Here is an 18,800-nt window from a genome sequence, read left to right on the forward strand (position 1 = left end):
CGGCGCTGTTGCAAAATGGCGGTTAGCCACTCCCTTGTGAAAGGGGGTGATGCGCATGGGAAACGGGCGTTGGGCGAAAGTCCTCCGCTTCGCGGTGTGTTTTGTCATCATCGTTCTGATGATGCTCTACATAGCCCCAAAAGCGTGTTAACCGCCCGGCTGCCACCGAGCGGTTAACTTAGCTTAGCTATTAACTTGCTTGGGGCTAACCGTCATGCAACAGCGCTCCTTCTGTTTTTATGATACCCAATTTCTCTATGGTTGTCAAGGTGAAAGAGGTCATCCCTTCATGAGCTGTCTGCTTCTCGCCCTTCTCTCCACAATACGACCCTTTACAACCTTTTACTCCTATGCTATGATCGTTCCGGCGCTGTTGCAAAATGGCGGTTAGCCACTCCCTTGTGAAAGGGGGTGATGCGCATGGGAAACGGGCGTTGGGCGAAAGTCCTCCGCTTCGCGGTGTGTTTTGTCATCGTCGTTCTGATGATGCTTTACATAGCCCCAAAAGCGTGCTGACCGCTTGGACGGCACCCAAGCGGTCAGCAATTTAGTTTGACCAGAAATTGGGGCTAACCGTCATGCGGCAGCGCCCCTTCTGTTTTTATGATACCGAATTTCTACGCCGCTGTCAAGGCGAAAAGGGTCATCCCTCTGCTTCGAGTCCGCTTTTCGCCCGTCTCTCCTCGATGGCTTCCTTCAGCATCATGTCCTTGACCTTCATCAGGCGGATCTGCGTGCTGCGCTCGTTCTCGTCGAGCTTCATCGTGATATAGCGGATGTTCTCCTGCATATCGGGAATCATGACGTGCTCAAGCGCGTTGACGCGGCGGCGCGTCTTTTCGATCTCTGCGGCCATCAGCTGACAGGATTTTTCCACCTCCGCCAGACGCAGCAGGTCGGGCAGGAGATCGGAAAGCGACCGCACAGCCACATCCAGATCGCCGGACGTGAATGCAAAGCCATACGAATAAATATCATTGGGATCCGGGGTGCGCGTTTTCGTGGTAAAGACAGGGATCTCAACGCTCATCACGTTCTTCACACCCGCCTCAAGCTGCACCTCCTGCTTGGGGGTCATGAGGGCCACATCGAGCACAGCCCCGCGATCGGCGGCACGGGCCATCGCGAAATTCGCGTTCGCGATTTTCAGGCCCTCCTCTACACGCTCGCGCAGCATCTTGTTCTCGCGCACCAGATCAAGGAACTGGCGCATCAGCTCGTCGCGCTTGTCCTTGAGCAGCTTATGCCCGCGCACGGCGGTGACGAGCTTGCGCTTGAGGCGCGTCAGCTCCATGCGCGTCGGGTTTACATGCGTTCCGGCCAAGCCGCCTCGCCTCCTTTCGGGTTTGTCCGCGCGTTACTCCTTGCCATAGTATTCATCCAGGAACTCGTCCTTGATGCGCTTGAGCTCGGAGCGCGGCAGGATGGAGAGCAGCTTCCAGCCGATCCGCAGCGTCTCCTCGATATCGCGGTTGGCCTCGTAGCCCTGCGAAACGTATTCCTTTTCAAACTCGTCCGCGAACTTGGCATACAGCTTATCGATGTCCGTCAGAGCCGCTTCGCCGAGGATCGTCATCAGTTCTTTGGCGTCCTTACCGCGCGCGTAGGCGCTGAACAGCTGGTTCATCGTGTTCGCGTGGTCGGCACGCGTCTTGCCCTCGCCGATGCCCTTGTCCTTCAGACGCGACAGCGACGGCAGCACGTCGATCGGCGGCGTCACGCCGCGGCGGTACAGCTCACGGCTCAGGATGATCTGCCCCTCCGTGATGTAGCCGGTGAGGTCGGGGATTGGGTGGGTCTTGTCGTCCTCGGGCATGGTCAGGATCGGGATCATCGTGATGGAGCCCGAGCGGCCCTTCTGCCGTCCGGCGCGCTCGTACAGGGACGCAAGGTCGGTGTACATATAGCCGGGATAGCCGCGGCGGCCCGGCACCTCCTTGCGCGCGGCGGAAACCTCGCGCAGGGCGTCGGCATAGTTCGTGATATCAGTGAGGATGACGAGAACGTGCATCCCGCGCTCAAAGGCGAGGTATTCCGCGGCCGTCAGTGCCATGCGCGGCGTTGCGATACGCTCGACGGCGGGATCGTTCGCGAGGTTGATAAACAGCACGGTACGGTCAATGGCGCCCGTCTTGCGGAAGCTTTCAATGAAGAAGCTGCTCTCCTCAAACGTGATGCCCATGGCCGCGAACACAACGGCGAACGGCTCGCTCGTGCCGCGCACCTTCGCCTGACGCGCAATCTGCGCCGCCAGCTGAGCGTGCGGCAGACCGCTCGCGGAGAAGATCGGCAGCTTCTGGCCGCGCACGAGGGTGTTCAGGCCGTCGATGGCCGAAACGCCCGTCTGGATGAACTCCTGCGGGTAGCTGCGTGCCGCCGGGTTGATCGGCAGGCCGTTGATGTCCATACGCTTATCCGGCAGGATCTCCGGCCCACCGTCGATCGGGCGGCCCAGGCCGTCAAACACGCGGCTGAGCATATCCTCCGAGACGCCCAGCTCCATGCTGCGCCCCAGAAAGCGGACGCGGCTGTTGCTCAGGTTGATGCCGGTGGAGCTCTCAAAGAGCTGCACCAGCGCGTTGCCGCCGTCGATCTCGAGCACCTTGCAGCGGCGCTTCTCGCCGCTGGCCAGCTCAATCTCGCCCAGCTCGTTATAGGTGACGCCCTCCACGCCGCGCACCAGCATCAGAGGGCCGGCCACCTCCTGGATGGTCCTGTATTCCTTTGGCATCAGAAGTCCTCCTTTTGCTGCAAGTCCGCGATTTCCTTGGCGAGTGCGCGGCGCACGTCCTCATAGGCCGCGTCCACGTCCTCGATCGGCGTATACTTGAAGCGGCCGATCCGCTCGCGCGACGGCAGGGCCACCAGATCCTCCACGGAAACGCCCGTGGAGAGCGCCTGTGTGGACTCTTCGTAGTAGTCGAGCACCAGACGCATCATGATATCCTGCTTTTTCAGCGGGGTGTAGGTATCGATCTCATGGAAGGCGTCCTGATGCAGGAAGTCCTCGCGGATGGAGCGCGCGGCTTCCAGCTTGAGACGGTCAGGCGCGGAAAGCGCGTCCATACCGACGAGCTTCACAATCTCCTCGAGCTCCGCTTCATCCTGCAAGAGCCCCATCAGGCGCTGGCGCAGGTGCATCCACTCGGGATCGACGTTCTCATCGAACCATCCGCCCATGTTGTCTGTGTAGAGCGAGTAGCTGGTCAGCCAGTTGACCGCCGGGAAATGGCGCTTGTAGGCCAGTGCGGAGTCAAGGCTCCAGAACACCTTGACGATGCGGAGCGTCGCCTGCGAAACCGGCTCGGAGATATCGCCGCCGGGAGGCGACACGGCGCCGATGACGGACAGAGCGCCCTCACGCGGCTCGCTGCCGAGCGTGTGCACGCGGCCCGCTCTCTCATAGAACTGCGCCAGACGGCTGCCCAGGTAGGCCGGGTAGCCTTCCTCGCCGGGCATTTCTTCCAGACGGCCCGACATCTCGCGCAGAGCCTCCGCCCAACGGGAGGTGGAGTCAGCCATCAGGGCCACGGAATAGCCCATATCACGGAAATACTCCGCAATCGTGATACCTGTATAGATCGACGCCTCACGCGCCGCCACAGGCATGTCGGAGGTGTTCGCGATCAGCACGGTGCGCTGCATGAGCGAGTAGCCCGTTTTCGGGTCCTTCAGCTCCGGGAACTCGTTGAGCACGTCCGTCATCTCGTTGCCGCGTTCGCCGCAGCCGATGTAAACCACGATATCCGCCTCGGCCCACTTCGCAAGCTGGTGCTGCACGACCGTTTTTCCGCTGCCGAACGGGCCCGGCACAGCCGCCACGCCGCCCTTTGCGATCGGGAACATGGCATCAATGACACGCTGGCCCGTGACAAGCGGCATGTCCGGCGGCAGCTTGCCCGCGTGTGGTCTGCCCGCGCGCACCGGCCACTTCTGCATGAGCGTCAGCTTCGTCTCGCCGCCGTTCTCATTTTTGAGCACAGCCACCGTGTCCTCCACGGTGAATTCGCCCGCTTCGATCGAGGCGACCACGCCGCCCACCCCGGGCGGAACCATAATTTTCTGCTCGACGATGGGAGTCTCCTGCACCACGCCGATCACGTCGCCCTCGCGCACCGTATCGCCCGCGGCCACACGGGGGACAAACTTCCACTTCTTCGCTCTGTCGAGAGACGGGATCTCCACGCCGCGGCGCAGGTTGTTCCCCGACTCCTCCATAATCTGCACCAGCGGACGCTGGATGCCGTCGAAAATGCTGCCGATCAGGCCCGGCCCAAGCTCCACGGAGAGCGGTGCGCCGGTGCTCTCCACCGGTTCACCGGGGCCAAGGCCGCTCGTCTCCTCATAAACCTGGATGGAAGCCTGATCGCCGTGGATCTCTATGATTTCCCCAATCAGGCGTTCCCGGCTGACGCGCACAACGTCGAACATGCTCGCGTCGCGCATCCCCTCCGCGATAACGAGGGGGCCGGCCACCTTCTTGATGGTTCCTTTGCTCATCCTCTTTCTCCTGCCCTTTCCGTCAGTTGTTGAAAATAATGTCGGAGCCGACTGCCTGCTCCACGCTCTTTTTTACAGCGCGCATACCGGCCCCGGTGTTCCCGGAAACGCCGGGAATCGGGATGACGGCGGGAAAACGGCGCTCCCGCAGCCGGTCGATCTCCTCCTCCAGCTGCGCGGCGAGCGCTTCCGTGATGTAGATCACGGCGTAAGCCCCGTCGCCCTCCTGCTCGGAGAGCCGGCGCAGCAGCCGCGCGCCCTCTCCCGCGTCCTCCGCGGGAAAAACGGAGAGACCCAGCGCCGCGAAGCCGTACACGCTGTCACGGTCGCCCACAACGGCGATTCTATACATACGTCTCCCTCACCTTCTCCCGGATGGACTGCTCAGGCAGGCCGTTGCGCTTGCCCGAAAGGATCACCCGCACGCATTTGACCTCGTTCTCGCGGGCCAGCACATAGGCCGCCAGCGGCGAGACCGTAAACGGGTTGTATTTCTGCGGGCGGATCTCCTCGATGAGGAGGTTGTCGCACCGCCGTTCAAATGTGGAAAACGACTCCTCGAGCGCCTTTGCCGTCTCGGCGTAGGGCGTGCCCGCGAGATACGCGGTCAGCTCCTCCTCGCCCTGTGCGGCGGCCTGCGCCAGCGCGTCCGCGTCGAGCGTGGCGCACGGGGCCAGCGCCCGGCGGGCAAAGGAGAGCGGCTTTCCCGTGCGCGCGCAGCGCACGGCTGTTTTCATATCGGCTGCCGCCACCTTGCGCTCCGCCCACGACTCGAGCAGATCGCTGCCCGACCGTTTGGCCGCGGCGAGAATCGCATCGAGGGCCGCGCGATCGAGGATCACGTCGCAGAGCTGGCCGTCCTGCGTGTGCAGGAGGGTTTCAAAGGCCTCGTGCGCCGCCTCCCGCAAATGCTCCGGCAGGGCGTCCCACTCGCGCTCCTTGATGGCGCGGTACACCTCCATAGCGTCCGCTGTGCCGCGCGGCAGGAACAGGCGGGCGGGGTCGGCATTCATGCAGACCGCCTTCACCGCCGCCTTCGCGTTGTGAAAATCGGCTTCATAGAGCAGAGCGTCGAACAGCTCCTGCTGATCCGGAACCAGCTCGCGGATCAGCGCCCAGGTCTTTTCCTCCTCGGCGGCCAGCATTTCCTCCGCCGGGGCGGACTCCCAGCCCTTCTCCACGAGAAGCCGCAGGCAGTCGTCCTCATCCTTCGCGGCGACCAGCTGCTCGAGAAACGCGCTGTCAAGCAGCGTCATCTCCTTGCAGCGGATGCGCGCGACGGCGTAGGCAAATTCCTTCTCCGCCATGGCTCAGCCCTCCCCGAACAGGGCGGCCCGCGCCGCGTCGAGAAAGTCCTCGCGGTTTGCGTCGAACAGGGCCCCGAAGGAGCAGTTCTCCTCCATCCCGCCGTAGATCAGCACAAAGCCGCCGTCGATGGCGCGCGGATCCTTCGAGACGGCAAGCGCGCCGCCCACCTTCTGCGCCGCCGCAGAAAGCTTCTGCGGGAAATCCTTCGGCATCCGCTTCAAATCGCGGGCCGAAAACGCTGCCTCGCCGTCCTTCGGCAGAGCATACCGCTCCGCCATGCGCAGCAGCAGCGCAAAATAGTCTGCGTCCGGCAGATCGAGGGCGGACTGCTTCGCGCGATCCAGCGTCCCGCTGAGAAGGCGCTGCTTTTCCGCGAGAAGCGCCTGGCGCTCGCGCAGAGCGGCGGCCGAAACAGCCCTCTCCGCGATGGAGCGGCAGCGCGCCTCGGTTTCCTCCGCGGCGGCGCGGCGGGTTTCCTCCCCGCGGGCAGCCTCGGCGGCGGCGTAGCCCTCCACCTCGCGGCGGGCGTCCTCCAGTGCCCGGGCGGCCGCAGCGCGCCCGCCCTCCTCGATCTCCGTTGAAATTCTGTCAATCCCAGTCATGCGAGCGCTCCTTTCCCGCGAATCAGAGGGCGAGAGGAGTGATGCCGAAGATGGCGAGGATGGACACCAGCAGAGCCAGAATCGCGTAGGTCTCGACCATGGCGGGCAGGATGATGGCCTTGCCGAGCTGGTCGGGGCGCTTTGCGATCAGGCCGATACAGGACACGGCCGCCTTCGCCTGACGGATGGCCGACCACAGGCCCACAAACGCCATCGGCATGCAGGCGAGGAAATACAGCATGCCCTTCGTCATGGACACCTCGACGGCTCCGCCGCCGATGACGCCGATCTGGGAAAGCGTGAGGAACGCGATCAGAAAGCCGTAAATACCCTGGGTACCGGGGAGCAGCTGCAAAATGAGCAGCTTACTGAACTTGCCGGGATCCTCCGTGACGACGCCTGCCGCCGCCTGACCTGCCATACCGACGCCGATTGCCGACCCGATGCCGGCCAGAAGTGCCGCGAGAACCGCTCCGAGCAGTGCCAATGCCATACCAAGTTGATCCATTTTTTATTTCTCCTCTCGAATTTTAAAATATTTGGTGTGATCGGCAAACGGGGTGAATTTCCGCCCGTCTCCCGAATAGAACTTCCCGAAGAATTCCACAAACTGCAAACGGTTCGTATGCACATACGCGCCGAGCAGGTTGATCCCGATGTTGACTGTGTGGCCAAACACGAAAATGATGACGAAGGCGATGAATCCAATCACCCCGCCGCCCGCCATCACGGCCATCGAGTTGATAACCTCCGCGATGACGCCTGTGGCAAGACCGAGGGCAAGCAGACGCGAATAGGAAAGGATGTCGCCTAAGTAGCCCGTGACATTATAGAGCGCATACGCACCCTTGAGCAGCCGCTTGACGGGGTTTTTCGACTCTCTCCCACCCGTGAGCAGGATGCCGACAGCACCCACGGCCGCGCACGCGCCGCCCACCGTGCCGAAGATCGCCGGAAGCTTGTCCATTTTGGCGATCTGCGAGAACATATCGGAGGACAGCAGCGCGAAAATCAGCCCGCCGACGAGCAGATACCAGAAGGCCACATCGTAGATCGCGTCCTTCACGCGCTTCTGCCGCAGCAGCTGGTACGCGCACAGCGCCAGTCCGGCGAAAATCTGGATAATACCCATGAGCATTGAGAACAGCAGCATCCGCATCGGGTCGTCCACGGGGGCGAACCACAGCGGCGCGAGCACCGTTTCATGCCCGAGGAAGGTTTTGCTGAACACGGCCACCACGTCCCCGAAGAAACTGCCATACATAAACCCCCAGAACGCGGTGGAGATACCGCAGAAGAAAAACATCCGCAGACTTTTGCGCATCCCCGGTTCCATGTTTTTGAAGCGGAGCAGGCAGAAGCCGCAGGCGATCACCATGATCAGGCCATACGCCGCATCCGAGAGCATCATGCCGAACAGGACATAATAAAAGATGGCCATGACGGGCGTGGGGTCGATCTCGCCCTTGCCCGGCATGCTGTACGATTCCAGCACGCCCTCAACGGGCTCGGTAAATTTATTGTTTTTGAGAAGCACCGGCACATCGTCCTCCGGCCCCGGCGCGGAGAGCTCCGCCGCCGCGCCGCACGCTTCCAGCTCCTTTTCGAGAGCGGGACCGTTCGCGGCGGGCACATAGCCCGCAAAGAGGAAGGTGTGCCTGGTTTGCAGCAGCCGGTCGATCATGTGGTATTTTTCTATGCGCATGGTCAGGCTGTCCGCGAGAAGCTGAATGTCCCGGCGCTGATCGGCGAGCTTGCCCAGCTCCTTTTGCAGCTCCTCCTCCCGCTGTTTGAGTTCCCGGCGCTCCTTCGCGATGGCTTCCCGCCGCTCGGAGGGGGGCGTTTTGCCCGCCGCCGCGGGCGCCGCGAATCCGAGTGAGCGAAGGAACTGCTCCGCCGCCTCCCGGTCACGCTTGAGGCAGACGGCAAACAAACACGTCTGATCCTGCAAAACGCTCACAATCTCCACGGAGAGCGGGATCGGCTCGGCCCGGCCCTCCAGCGCGGCCGCCGTCCATTCGCCGGGCAGCGTCCCGGCAAACACGGCCGTCGTTTTGGTCCCGCGCGATCGCAGGGGAACGTCAAGCGACGACCAGGGGGCAAGCGCCTCCTCCTCCGTCTCAAGCCGCAGAAGCGAGGAGCGGATTTCTTCGCGCTCCCGGGCGGCGGATGTCACCTGCCGGATGAGCGCCATCGTTTTTGCGCTCTGTTCCCGGAAATCCTCCAGCTCCTTCTCCGTGAGCGGACTTCGTCCGGCCAGCATGGAGAGCGGGGGCTTTTTCTCCGGCACGGCCTCCTGAAGGATTTGCAGCGCCTCCTGTGTCTGGCGCAGCTCCTTCTCCAGCGACGCCCGCTGGGAGGACACGTCCGCGCGTTCAAAGCCCGCCTGATCCTCTCCCGGCTCGTCGATCTCCACGACGCCGCGCCTTTGCAGCAGCTCGAGGATGTGCTTCCTCTGCCGCCGCAGTCCGCACACGCGGATGCGCTGCATCTGTACGATTGCCATGAAACTGATTCCTCCTTCCCCCGGCCGTCAGGCCAGACGCCGCAGAACGGCTTCTACCGCCGCCTGCTCATTCTGCTTCGCCTGTGCCCGCAGCGCTTCGATCGCTTTCGCGGCGTTCGCGTCCGCCCGGCTGAGGACGGCCTTTGCCTCCTGCTCAGCTTTGCGGATCTGCTCCTGCCCGCGCTCGATCGCCTCCTGCGTCAGCCGTTTTTCTTTCGCGGCAGCCTCGGCTTTTCCGTTTTGCAGCAGCTCCTGCGCCTGGCGCTTTCCCTCCTGCTCAAGGGCTTCAGCCTTCTCCTCCGCCTGCCGGATCCGTTCCAGCGTTTCCTGTGCCACGATCTCACCACCTGTTCCGCCGCCCGCGTATTCCACGCAGAAACGACAATTTTCTTGCTCGATTATTTTGATTTTTATAAAATCGGAACAGCTTTTATTGTACAGGATCCCGGGCTGGAATTCAAGCATAATTCTGTAAGAGAATCTCTTTCCCTCCCCAGAAAAGCGCTCTGATTTTGTCGATTATGACGAAAGCGCCGCGTGTTCCCTCTCTTCCGGCACGGTTCGTTGCACGGGAATCGAATGTTGTGATATAATCAGAAACACATGGAAAACGAAACAAAGAGAAGAAAGAAGGAGGATTTTCTTGTCCCTTTTTTATCATACGGTTCTGTGGGATCTCGACGGTACAGTCTTTGAGTCCGGCGAAGGAATTTTACAGACGGCGCGGGAAACGATGGCTCACTTCGGCTGGCCGGAACCGGAGCCGGAGCGGCTGCGCCGCTTTGTGGGGCCGCCGTCGCACGAAAGCTATGAGCGCATCGCGGGAATGCCTCACGAGATGGCCCAGCGCGCCGGGCATTGGCACCGGGCGCGGTATCTCGCGGGAAACTGGCGCATGAGCCGCTTTTTCCCCGGGATTCCGGAGCTCCTGCGCGATCTGCGGCAGGAAGGGGCAAAGCTGGCGGTGGCCTCCACCAAGCCCCGCCCGGCCATGGAAGCCATGATGGACGCGTTTTCCCTCTGGGACACGTTTGACTTCTTCGCCTGCGCCAATCCGGACGGTACAGGCGGGGAAAAGCCGGCGCTGATCCGCCGCGCGCTGGACGCGCTCGGGGAGCACGACAACTCGCGGGCCGTGATGATTGGGGACACGCGCTACGATGCCGCCGGGGCGCGCGACACGGCGGTGCCGTTCATCGGGGTACTCTATGGCTACGGCACGCGCGAGGATATGGAGGAACAGGGCGCGCGCGTCTTTGCCGCGGATGCCGGGGAGCTGCGCAGACTGCTGATCGGCTGAAGGAAACAGGCGCTTTTTGCTTTCTCAAAGCGCGCAAAATTTTCAGAAAGATTACAATTTTTTTATTGTACTTTCCTCAAAATCCGCAGTATAATGAAAGAGAACCACCAGATTTGACAAGACGAACCGGAAAGGCGGGAGGAACGTGAAACACCATCGGATCGCATGCCTTGCGCTGGCGCTCTGCCTGCTGTGCGGGCTGACAGCCTGCGGAAAAAAAGGGGAACCATCCCCGTCCGCTTCCTCTGCCGCTTCCGAAGCTTCAGACGCTTCCTCCGCCGCGGAAAGCGGCACAGCGGCTGCTTCCATCACCATCCCGTTTGTGGTGGTGCCGGAGCTGATGGTGCGCTTTGTCGACATGGTACAGGTCATCAATGTGCAGGAGGGAAGCTCGCTCAACGTGCGCGAGGGCCCCGGCACAGGCTATCCGGCGCTTGGCAGCGCAAAGCCCGGGGAACGCTTTCAATATCTGGGCGAGAGCGAGGGCTGGCGGAAGATCATCTTCGGCGGTGAGGAAGCCTATGTCTCCCCCGAATTCAGCGAAGTGATTTCCGTTCCTGCTTCGTAAACCGCTTTCTCCCGCACCGGGGATGCCCCAGGCGCTCAAATACAAAACACATACAAACGCCCCTTCCGGGCCCGCGAATGGATCGGCCGACGGTACAGCCGCCGATCCCGGGCTGGTGAAGGGGCGTTTTTTATGGATTGAGAATTTTATCGATCCGTTGCTGGATCTTGTCCTTTTGCTTTTTTACGTTTCCGGCAATGGGTGCTCCGATGATATTGCCCTCGCTGTCCACCAGATAGGTGGTGGGATAAGTGCTCAGCTCCGACACAAATTCCTGATAGAAGGAGCCCTCCGGATCCGGAGAAATATTCTGATAAGTAACTTCTTTTTCCTTCAGAATATTCTGCGCGGTTTCATGCTGCTCCTCACTTTCACCGGAATCCGCTCCCACTCCAATCAGGTTGATGTTCTGCTCCTGAAATTCGTGATACAGCTCTTCCAGTTCCGGCATTTCGGCAATACAGGAGCCGCACCCGTTGTTCCAGAAATTGACGATGGTGGCATCATATTCGGAAAAAATATCATTGCTCACGGTGTTGCCCGCCATATCCTTTTCCGAAAATTCGGGAAACGGCGTCTTTGTCAAAAGATCGCCGCTGTCTGAGGCGCAGCCGGACAGGACCGCCGCCAGACACACGGCGCTCAGGATAAAGGAAACTGCCTTCTTCATGTTTTTTCCTTCTTTTGCAGCAGATGGGACGAACGTATGGAAAACGATCGGGAAATCGCCTGATGCGGGCATGCGCTGATGCAGTCCCCGCACCGGATGCACTCCGGATGGTTTGGGGTGCGGCAGACATCCACATCCATTTTGCATACCCGGCTGCACGCGCCGCAGCCGGTACATTTTTGGGAATCCACAGCCAAGCGGTATACGGATACTTTCTGAAACAGGGCGTAGAAAGCGCCGAGAGGGCAGATCCATTTGCAGAATGGGCGATAGAAGAAAACCGCCAGCACCACTACAGCAAGCAAGATGCAGCTTTTCCAGGTAAACAGCCATCCTAGGCTGGCACGGATCTGCTCATTTGCAAGGGATAACGGGATTCCGCCCTCCAGAATACCGGCAGGGCAGATATATTTGCAGAAAAAGGGATCGCCCATGCCCACCTCGTTGACCAGCGTATTCGGCAGAACAAAGACAAAAAGGGCGAGAATGAGATATTTGAGACCGGTCAGCACCCGCAGGCGCTTTGTGCTGAATTTTTTGGAGGGGATTTTGTGCAGCAGCTCCTGAAACCAGCCGAACGGGCATAAAAATCCACAGACAAACCGCCCCAGCAGCACGCCGATCAGCGCGATGATCCCCACAATGTAAAAGGAAACACGGAATTTGGAAGCCCCCATGACCGCTTGCAGGGCGCCGATGGGACAGGAGCCGGCCGCGCCCGGGCAGGAATAACAGTTCAGCCCCGGCACACATACCAGCTTCCCTTTTCCCCTGTAAATGCTTCCCTGAAAGAAATTGAGCAGGAACGGATTGGAGAGCAGGGCTGCCAGAAGCTGGATCCGCCAGCGTTTCCGCCCCGGCTTGTTTGTATTCTTCTTATCCAATGCCGACACACTCCAGACAAATATGGCAAATCAACCCCTTCGAGCTTGGAATACCATGCCGAAGCAAAGTATTCTCCCACAAACCAGTTTCCGGTATTGGGCAGCTCCTCCACCATATCCGCCATATTCATGCTGTCCAGCGCCTCTTTGACCAAGTCGTTGTAACGGATCACCGGAAACGGCGCGTCCTCAAACAGGGAGGTGTCCCCCTCTGTTTTGCAGCAAATCAAAGTCTCGGCTCCCTTTTCCCGGATCTCGTCATAAGCATCCGCCAGCTCCTGATACCACTCCTTGGCAGCGGGGTCCGCCGGATCCAGAAACGCCCAGAACGTCACCGGGCTGAGATCTTCCTGGGTAAAGTCCTCTCCGGAAAGCGTCTGCGTCTGAAAATCTCCCACGGCAAAGGATTCCGATTTATCCGCCGCGTCCACCGTGTTGGACTCCCGGTACTGGTCCGCCCATTCCTGCGTGACCCAGCCCTTTTCCAAAGCGTCCTCCACCGTTACATTGCCATCCGCGATTGCTTTTTCCACTTCCTCCAGCGCGGGCTTCTGCGCGGCGCAGGAGACGGCGGAAAAGGCACACACAGCCGCCGCCAGAATTGCTGTCCATCGTTTCATGAAAAAAACTCCTTCTGCATTTGGTTTTTGCAGAAGGAGTATAGCACACAGCATATAAAGCGGGTGTTAAGAGGGGAACGTCACCTCAAAAACACTTCCGCACGGATGGCGGGGCAGCACACGGATCACCGCGCGGTGCCGTTCCAGAATTTTTTTGCACACCGCAAGGCCCAGCCCGCTTCCCCCGACCGCGCGGTTCCTGGATTTTTCGACACGAAAAAACGGCTCAAATATTTCCTCCCGGTATTTCTCGGGAATCCCTTCGCCCTGATCCGCAACGCGGACCACGGCCGCCCCCTCCTGCACAGCGGCGCTCAGCTCCACCACCGTGCCGTCCGGGCTGTATTTGATGGCGTTTTCCAGCAGATTGTAAAACGCGCGCTCCAGCAGGCAATCCTGCCCCTGGACAACGCAATCCGAAGCGTGAAGCTCCACCCGGATCCCCTTTTCCCGCGCGGCGTCGGAAAGCTCCTCCACAATATCCTCCAGCAAGGGGAGCAGCCGCACCGGTTCCACAGGCTCCAGCGGATAATCGCGGCTGAACCAGAGCAAGTCCTCCACCAGCGAGCTCAGACGTGCCAGCTGTGCCTGGAGGTTTTTGGCAAACTCCTGCGCCTCCGGCGGCAGCTCGCCGGACATCGCAAAAACATCCAGCTTCGTCTGCATGACGGCCAGCGGTGTGCGCAGCTCATGCGCGGCATCCGCCGAAAACTGCTTTTGCAGCTGGAAGGATCGCTTGACCTCCGCCAGCAGCGCGTTGAACGAAGCCGTCAGCTCCTGCACCTCGTCCGCGCTGGAGGGAAGCGGCAGCGCCTGCGCAAAATTGTTCGCATCGCGCTTTTTGACCTCCCGCGACAGGGAAACGATCGGTTTGAGCACATATCCCGCCGCGGCATAGGTGGCGGCGCTGCCAATCAGAACGATCAGCACGGTGGCGATGATGCTTTCCCTGCGGAACACACGGTAGGAGGCGCGCGTCGTAATCACTGCGGGCTCCGAAATGTACTCCGGCTCCTGGGAGGTTTCCGGAGAGCTATCCGGAGACTGCTGGGCGGATTCTCCTATCTCCACGGAGAGGGAAAGCGTGATAGCCTGCATGACGGAGTTTGCGGATAAGTTGGAAATAATGGTCAACGCCGTGCAGGAGATCAGCAGAAACAGGCTCGTTATCAGCGTATACCGGATCCGCAAGGATAATTTCTTCATGAGAAAATATATCCCTCCCCAATTTTCGTCCGGATGGGATCGTACCCCAGCGCCGCTTTCAGCTTTTTCCTCAGGGCGGACAAATGAACCCGGATCGAGTTGCTGAACGGATCGGAATCTCCGTTCCACACATGCTCCACGATCTCTTGCTGGGAGATCAGCCGCTCCTCATGCAGCAGGAAATATTCCAGAATCGCCAGTTCCTTCGCGGTGAGGGGCAGCGGATTGCCGTCCACCGCGGCCGCCCGCCTGAATGTATCCAGGGAAATCCGGCCATGCTGCAAAAGATGTGTCTGCTGGATGAATTTCCGGTTCAACAGCACACGGATGCGGGCATCCAGCTCCTCAAAATGAAAGGGCTTGGTCAGATAGTCGCTCGCGCCCAGTTCAAACCCGGAAAGCTTTGTCTCCAGCTGATGATTGGCGGAAAGGATGAGGACAGGGAGCGCGGGCTTTTCCTGCTTCAATCTGGAAAGCACCTCTAAACCGCTCATCTCCGGCAGGTTCAAATCCAGAACGACCAAATCATACTCCTCATCGATCGCCATCTGGTAGCCAGCGGGGCCTGTTTCCGCCTGATCCACGGCATACCCCTTGAGATGGAGCCCTCTGGATAAGTCCAGCAAAAGCTCCTTTTCGTCTTCAATCAGCAGAATCCGCATAAGACCGACCTCGTTTTCTCACAGCTTCACGCCCACAGGCTTTTTTATTATACACTGTTTCAAGGCGTTTTTCCATGGGAACGCGGCCGGCCCCTGTCAGCTTTCCGAGCCGCTTCCGGCGCAGGCCAGGCACAGGCATTTGCCGTCCCGCAGGCGCACCCACGCTTCGCCCACGGACTCGCCGCAGCCTTCACAGGTGAGCGTGCGGTAAATCCGGGCGCGTTCCGGCACGGGCAGCACGGCGGGCTTCACGTCGAACAGCTCCTCCGGCTCATGCTCCTGATAATACCGGAAGGACTCCTCCTTCGTCATCCCTTCCGGCGCGCGCCGCAGGACAAGGCGCACCGATCGCCCGGAAGCGCGCTCATAAAACGAAAACGCCTGCTTTCCCATCACGCGCAGGATCAGGTTCCCTTTCCCCACGCTGCACCCGAGAATCACCTGAATCGCGTCCACACCGCACGCGTCATTTTCCGCGATGCACACCACCTGTTCATCCGGCGAGCGCGTCAGTCCCAAAAGCGACCTTGCGTACCGCACGGCCTGATACCCGATTGTCAGCCCGCCGCAGGCATGGCCGTGAAATTCCACACATTTTTCCCAATCTGTCATAGTGTCCTCCTTGCCGTCTGTCTCACCCGATCACCGCCACGCGCCGCCCGTCCAGCTCCGCCACGCGCGCGGGGATCCCGTACACCGATTCGATGGTCTCCCCGGTCACCACCTCCGGCCCGCCGCAGCAGAACGCGCGCCCCTCCCTGAGAAACAGGAAGCGGTCGCAGAAGCGCAGCGCCAGGTTGAGATCGTGCAGGACGATCAGCGAGGTCAGGCCCCGCTCCTTTGTGATCTGCCGCACCAGCTCCATCATGCCGTACTGGCTGGACGGATCAAGGCTGCTGGTCGGCTCGTCGAGCAGCAGGACGCGCGGCTCCTGCACCAGCGCGCGCGCCAGCATGGCCTTTTGCAGCTCGCCGCCGGAGAGCGTGTCCAGACTGCGCAGCTGCAAATGAGAAAGGCCGGTGCGCCGGATCATATCCGCACACCGTTCCAGATCCTCGTCCCCCGCCGTCCAGCCGAAATACGGCTTGCGACCGAGCAGCACGCAGTCAAACACGGTGACGCGGCTCATCTCATTTTTCTGCGCCACATAGGCCACGCGCTTTGCCAATTCCAGACGGCTGAGCGCAAAAGCGTCCTCCCCATCGATGCAGATCGTGCCCGATGAGGGCGTGCGGATCCGGTTGACGCAGGTGACAAGCGTGCTTTTCCCCACGCCGTTGTTGCCGAGGATCGCCACACACTCGCCGTCTCCGGCGGAAAAACTCACGTCAGAGAGGACGGCGGTTTTGCCGTAGGCATAGGAGAGGTTCTCCACCTCGATCATGAAAATCCCCTCCGTTTCATCAGCAGGTACAGGAACAGCGGCGCGCCGAGGAACGACGTGAGCGCCCCGATCGGCAGCACCACAGGCGGCACCAGCACGCGGCACACAACGTCCGAAAGCAGCAGGAGCGCCGCCCCGCACAGTGCCGAGCACGGCAGCAGAAAGCGGTAATCATTCCCCACAAAGCGGCGCATGATGTGCGGGGCAATCAGCCCAATAAAACTGATACACCCGACGAACGCCACAGACACCGAGGCCAGCAGCGCGCAGATCGCCATGCTTGCCGGAATAAGAAAATTCACCGGCACGCCCAGGCTTTTCGCGGTGTGGGAACCGCCTTCAAGCGCGTTGTAGTCCCAGCAGCGGCGCAGGAAGAAAAGGAAGGCGAGAAAACACAGCGCCGCGATCAGCCCGATCTCCCCCCAGCCCGCGCGTCCCAGGCTGCCGAACGTCCAATACACCACGGTGGCCACCATCACATCATCCGCGAAGTACTGCACCAGCGTCACGCCGCCCGTGAACATCGAGCTGAGCGCCACGCCCGCCAGCACCATCGCGGACGGAGACGCGCCCCGCAGGCGGGAGAGCAGCAGGATCACCGCCGTGGTGGCGATGCCGCCGAGGAACGCGCAGGTGGTCACGAGCGCCGGATTTGTGATGGAGAGCGCTGCGGACGCGCCGCCCGCGTTGATCTGCGTACCGCCGCCGAAGCAGACGATCGCCACCGCCGCGCCGAACGACGCGCCCTGCGACACGCCGAGCGTGGAAGCCGACGCAAGCGGGTTGCGCAGGACATTCTGCATTACGCAGCCGGAGAGCGCAAGCGACGCGCCCACGGCCACGGCGGCAAACAAGCGCGGCGCGCGCACGTTCCACACAACGGCGCTGGTCTGGCGTGTCCCGCGCCCCACCAGAGCGAGGAGCAGATCCCCCAAACTGAGATCCGACGATCCCGCCATAAGCGAGAGCAGACACGCGGCCACTACCACCGCCGCCGTCACCGCAACAGCCAGCCGCTTGCGCCGCAGATAGTGCCGGTACAGCGCGGCCCCCGCTTTATCCGCCGATGGTAAGCTTTCCATAGGCCAGCCCTCCCGCCTGCATCTCGTCGAAGAAATCGCGGCCAAGCAGCTTCGTCATGATCTCGCCCGCCTTTTCGGACAGGTCCACGTCCGCGAACCGGTCGGGGAACAGGACGGTTCCGGCATAGTACGCGTTGATCATCAGATAGGTCATGTTCGGTCCGGCGGCGTTCGAGGATGGCATGGCATACACCTCGCCCTCCTGGATGGCACGCAGGGAGCTGAAAAATCCGGGGTTGCTCTTGTATTCGTCGTTGACCAGATCCATGTTGCCGGGATCGAGGAACACCACGTCGGGATCCCAGGCGAGGATCTGCTCAAGATCCACCTCAAAGCCGTTCTGGCCAACGTAGGCTGTGCCGGACTGCTCGGCCTCCTGCGCGGCTTCGCCGGTCGCGGACTCCAAAAACACATCCGCCACATTGTTCGCGCCGATCGCCGCGAAGGGCGGGAAATTGACGTAGGTAAACGCGAAGCCATGGCGGCCGTTGAATGTGACGGCTCCGGTGTAGACGCGCTGTTTCTCCTCCTCCGGGATTCCGGCAGTGCGCTGTTCCAGATCCGTGCGGCACTCTTCGAGGTAAGCGATCACGTCCTCGCACCGCTCCTGCGCGCCCACGACATCCGCGAACAGGCGCAGCGTGCTGTAAAAATCGTCATCCAGAAAGCCCTGCGCGCGGTAGCGCACGCTGACGACGGGGATCCCCGTCTGGCGCTGAAGCTCGTCGGCGGCCTCGGCGGAAAAGCCCGCGAGGATCACGTCCGGCATGACGGAAAGAATCTGCTCAGGGTATGCGTTATTTTCCCCGCTGCCGCCGCCCGCGCCGATGCTGGGCAAATCTTTCAGCGTATCATGGTAGACGGCGCTGTAATCGTAGCGCACGTCCACGCCGTCAAGGTCGCTGTCCTCCGCGCCTACAAGCAGATCCATCACGTCGAGATACGCGGCAAAGCGCGGAGCCATCGATCCCACGCAGACGATGGAGTTCACCTCCGCCGGGATCTCCACCTCGCGGTTCCACACGTCGGTGACAGTGCGTGTCGCCGCATTATCCTCCTGCGCGGAAACGTCGCTGCTCTCCTGCGCGGACGACGGCTGAGCGGCGGCATCCCCGGCGAGCTCCGCCATGCAGGACGAAAGCCCCAGCATCAAAGCCAGCGTCAGGAGCAGGGCGGAAAAACGGGTCAAACGGGAACGGTGCGAATGCATACGGGATTTCATACGATTCCTCCTCTGGTTCATCAAGCGGCGCGGAACCATCCGGGCAACAAAAAAGGAGGCATACGCCCCCCTCGTCATGAGAGGACGTATGCCTCCTGGCATACCATGTCCGGAAACAGGCTCCGCGCCGCGCGGAAAGAAGCGGGCGGCGCGTGCCGCCCGCGTGGCTTGCGATTGCACAGGGCTTCAGCCCCGCTGTCTCCGCTTCCTGCGGAAACCTGTTTCCTATTATATCCAAAGAGGACTCGCTTTGTCAAGCTGCCGTCCAAAAGGGCGCCACTCTTTT

20 protein-coding genes are annotated in these 18,800 nt (G+C 61.1%); 2 read left to right on the plus strand and 18 right to left on the minus strand.

Translation table 11 applies throughout. The features are described from left to right. Positions 1–643: 643 nt before the first annotated feature. Genes B5F35_RS07510 through B5F35_RS07550 form a run of 9 tightly spaced genes read right to left on the minus strand, consistent with a single transcriptional unit; the run spans position 644 to position 9,252 of the window. Entirely contained in the window at positions 644–1,324 is a 681-nt protein-coding gene (locus B5F35_RS07510) for a V-type ATP synthase subunit D (protein ID WP_087239616.1), read from the minus strand. A gap of 33 nt (positions 1,325–1,357) precedes the next feature. Beyond that, complete coding sequence (locus tag B5F35_RS07515; protein WP_087239618.1) at positions 1,358–2,731, minus strand: V-type ATP synthase subunit B; 1,374 nt, start codon at positions 2,729–2,731, stop codon at positions 1,358–1,360. Next, entirely contained in the window at positions 2,731–4,500 is a 1,770-nt protein-coding gene (locus B5F35_RS07520; RefSeq protein ID WP_087239620.1) for a V-type ATP synthase subunit A, read from the minus strand. Before B5F35_RS07520 ends, B5F35_RS07515 begins: the two co-directional genes overlap by 1 nt. A gap of 22 nt (positions 4,501–4,522) precedes the next feature. Then, positions 4,523–4,852 carry a V-type ATP synthase subunit F gene (locus B5F35_RS07525; protein WP_087239622.1) on the minus strand — a complete coding sequence of 110 codons (330 nt, stop codon included), beginning with the start codon at positions 4,850–4,852 and terminating at the stop codon, positions 4,523–4,525. Continuing rightward, positions 4,845–5,807, minus strand: a complete 963-nt coding sequence (locus B5F35_RS07530; RefSeq protein ID WP_087239624.1) for a V-type ATPase subunit — start codon at positions 5,805–5,807, stop codon at positions 4,845–4,847. The genes B5F35_RS07525 and B5F35_RS07530 overlap by 8 nt, the downstream gene beginning before the upstream one ends. Positions 5,808–5,810: 3 nt before the next feature. After that, complete coding sequence (locus B5F35_RS07535; protein ID WP_087239626.1) at positions 5,811–6,410, minus strand: V-type ATP synthase subunit E; 600 nt, start codon at positions 6,408–6,410, stop codon at positions 5,811–5,813. A gap of 22 nt (positions 6,411–6,432) precedes the next feature. After that, positions 6,433–6,918: a V-type ATP synthase subunit K gene (locus B5F35_RS07540; protein WP_087239628.1), complete on the minus strand. Its 486-nt coding sequence runs from the start codon at positions 6,916–6,918 to the stop codon at positions 6,433–6,435. A gap of 3 nt (positions 6,919–6,921) precedes the next feature. After that, positions 6,922–8,916 (minus strand): V-type ATP synthase subunit I, encoded by a 1,995-nt coding sequence (locus B5F35_RS07545; RefSeq protein WP_087239630.1) that lies wholly within the window; start codon positions 8,914–8,916, stop codon positions 6,922–6,924. A 27-nt stretch (positions 8,917–8,943) separates the two neighbouring features. Beyond that, positions 8,944–9,252: a hypothetical protein gene (locus B5F35_RS07550; RefSeq protein ID WP_140401174.1), complete on the minus strand. Its 309-nt coding sequence runs from the start codon at positions 9,250–9,252 to the stop codon at positions 8,944–8,946. Positions 9,253–9,559: 307 nt separating this feature from the next. On the opposite strand from B5F35_RS07550, the gene B5F35_RS07555 reads away from it, so the two are divergent. Beyond that, a complete protein-coding gene (locus B5F35_RS07555) occupies positions 9,560–10,216 on the plus strand; it encodes an HAD hydrolase-like protein (RefSeq protein WP_162611367.1) in 657 nt (218 codons plus the stop codon). Positions 10,217–10,361: 145 nt separating this feature from the next. Beyond that, positions 10,362–10,784, plus strand: coding sequence for an SH3 domain-containing protein (locus B5F35_RS07560; protein ID WP_087239637.1), 423 nt, complete (start codon positions 10,362–10,364; stop codon positions 10,782–10,784). 130 nt (positions 10,785–10,914) lie between these two features. Here the strand turns inward: B5F35_RS07560 and B5F35_RS07565 are convergent, their stop codons facing one another. The 9 genes from B5F35_RS07565 to B5F35_RS07600 all read right to left on the minus strand — a co-directional run bounded on the left by B5F35_RS07565 (position 10,915) and on the right by B5F35_RS07600 (position 18,514). Further along, positions 10,915–11,454 carry a TlpA family protein disulfide reductase gene (locus B5F35_RS07565; protein WP_087239639.1) on the minus strand — a complete coding sequence of 180 codons (540 nt, stop codon included), beginning with the start codon at positions 11,452–11,454 and terminating at the stop codon, positions 10,915–10,917. Further along, complete coding sequence (locus B5F35_RS07570) at positions 11,451–12,293, minus strand: 4Fe-4S binding protein (protein ID WP_242969438.1); 843 nt, start codon at positions 12,291–12,293, stop codon at positions 11,451–11,453. Before B5F35_RS07570 ends, B5F35_RS07565 begins: the two co-directional genes overlap by 4 nt. After that, entirely contained in the window at positions 12,191–12,958 is a 768-nt protein-coding gene (locus tag B5F35_RS19180) for a hypothetical protein (protein ID WP_242969432.1), read from the minus strand. Before B5F35_RS19180 ends, B5F35_RS07570 begins: the two co-directional genes overlap by 103 nt. 66 nt (positions 12,959–13,024) lie before the next feature. Further along, a complete protein-coding gene (locus B5F35_RS07575; RefSeq protein ID WP_087239643.1) occupies positions 13,025–14,164 on the minus strand; it encodes a sensor histidine kinase in 1,140 nt (379 codons plus the stop codon). Beyond that, a complete protein-coding gene (locus B5F35_RS07580; protein ID WP_087239645.1) occupies positions 14,161–14,826 on the minus strand; it encodes a response regulator transcription factor in 666 nt (221 codons plus the stop codon). Before B5F35_RS07580 ends, B5F35_RS07575 begins: the two co-directional genes overlap by 4 nt. 96 nt (positions 14,827–14,922) lie before the next feature. Further along, positions 14,923–15,438: an FmdE family protein gene (locus B5F35_RS07585; protein WP_087239647.1), complete on the minus strand. Its 516-nt coding sequence runs from the start codon at positions 15,436–15,438 to the stop codon at positions 14,923–14,925. A gap of 22 nt (positions 15,439–15,460) precedes the next feature. Beyond that, positions 15,461–16,210: an ABC transporter ATP-binding protein gene (locus B5F35_RS07590; protein WP_087239649.1), complete on the minus strand. Its 750-nt coding sequence runs from the start codon at positions 16,208–16,210 to the stop codon at positions 15,461–15,463. Beyond that, a complete protein-coding gene (locus B5F35_RS07595) occupies positions 16,207–17,292 on the minus strand; it encodes a FecCD family ABC transporter permease (RefSeq protein WP_087239651.1) in 1,086 nt (361 codons plus the stop codon). The genes B5F35_RS07590 and B5F35_RS07595 overlap by 4 nt, the downstream gene beginning before the upstream one ends. Next, positions 17,267–18,514: an ABC transporter substrate-binding protein gene (locus B5F35_RS07600; protein WP_162611368.1), complete on the minus strand. Its 1,248-nt coding sequence runs from the start codon at positions 18,512–18,514 to the stop codon at positions 17,267–17,269. The genes B5F35_RS07595 and B5F35_RS07600 overlap by 26 nt, the downstream gene beginning before the upstream one ends. Positions 18,515–18,800: the final 286 nt, after the last annotated feature.

Origin of the sequence: Anaeromassilibacillus sp. An200 (genome assembly GCF_002160025.1) — a bacterium.
GTDB classification, from domain to species: domain Bacteria; phylum Bacillota; class Clostridia; order Oscillospirales; family Acutalibacteraceae; genus Caccousia; species Caccousia stercoris.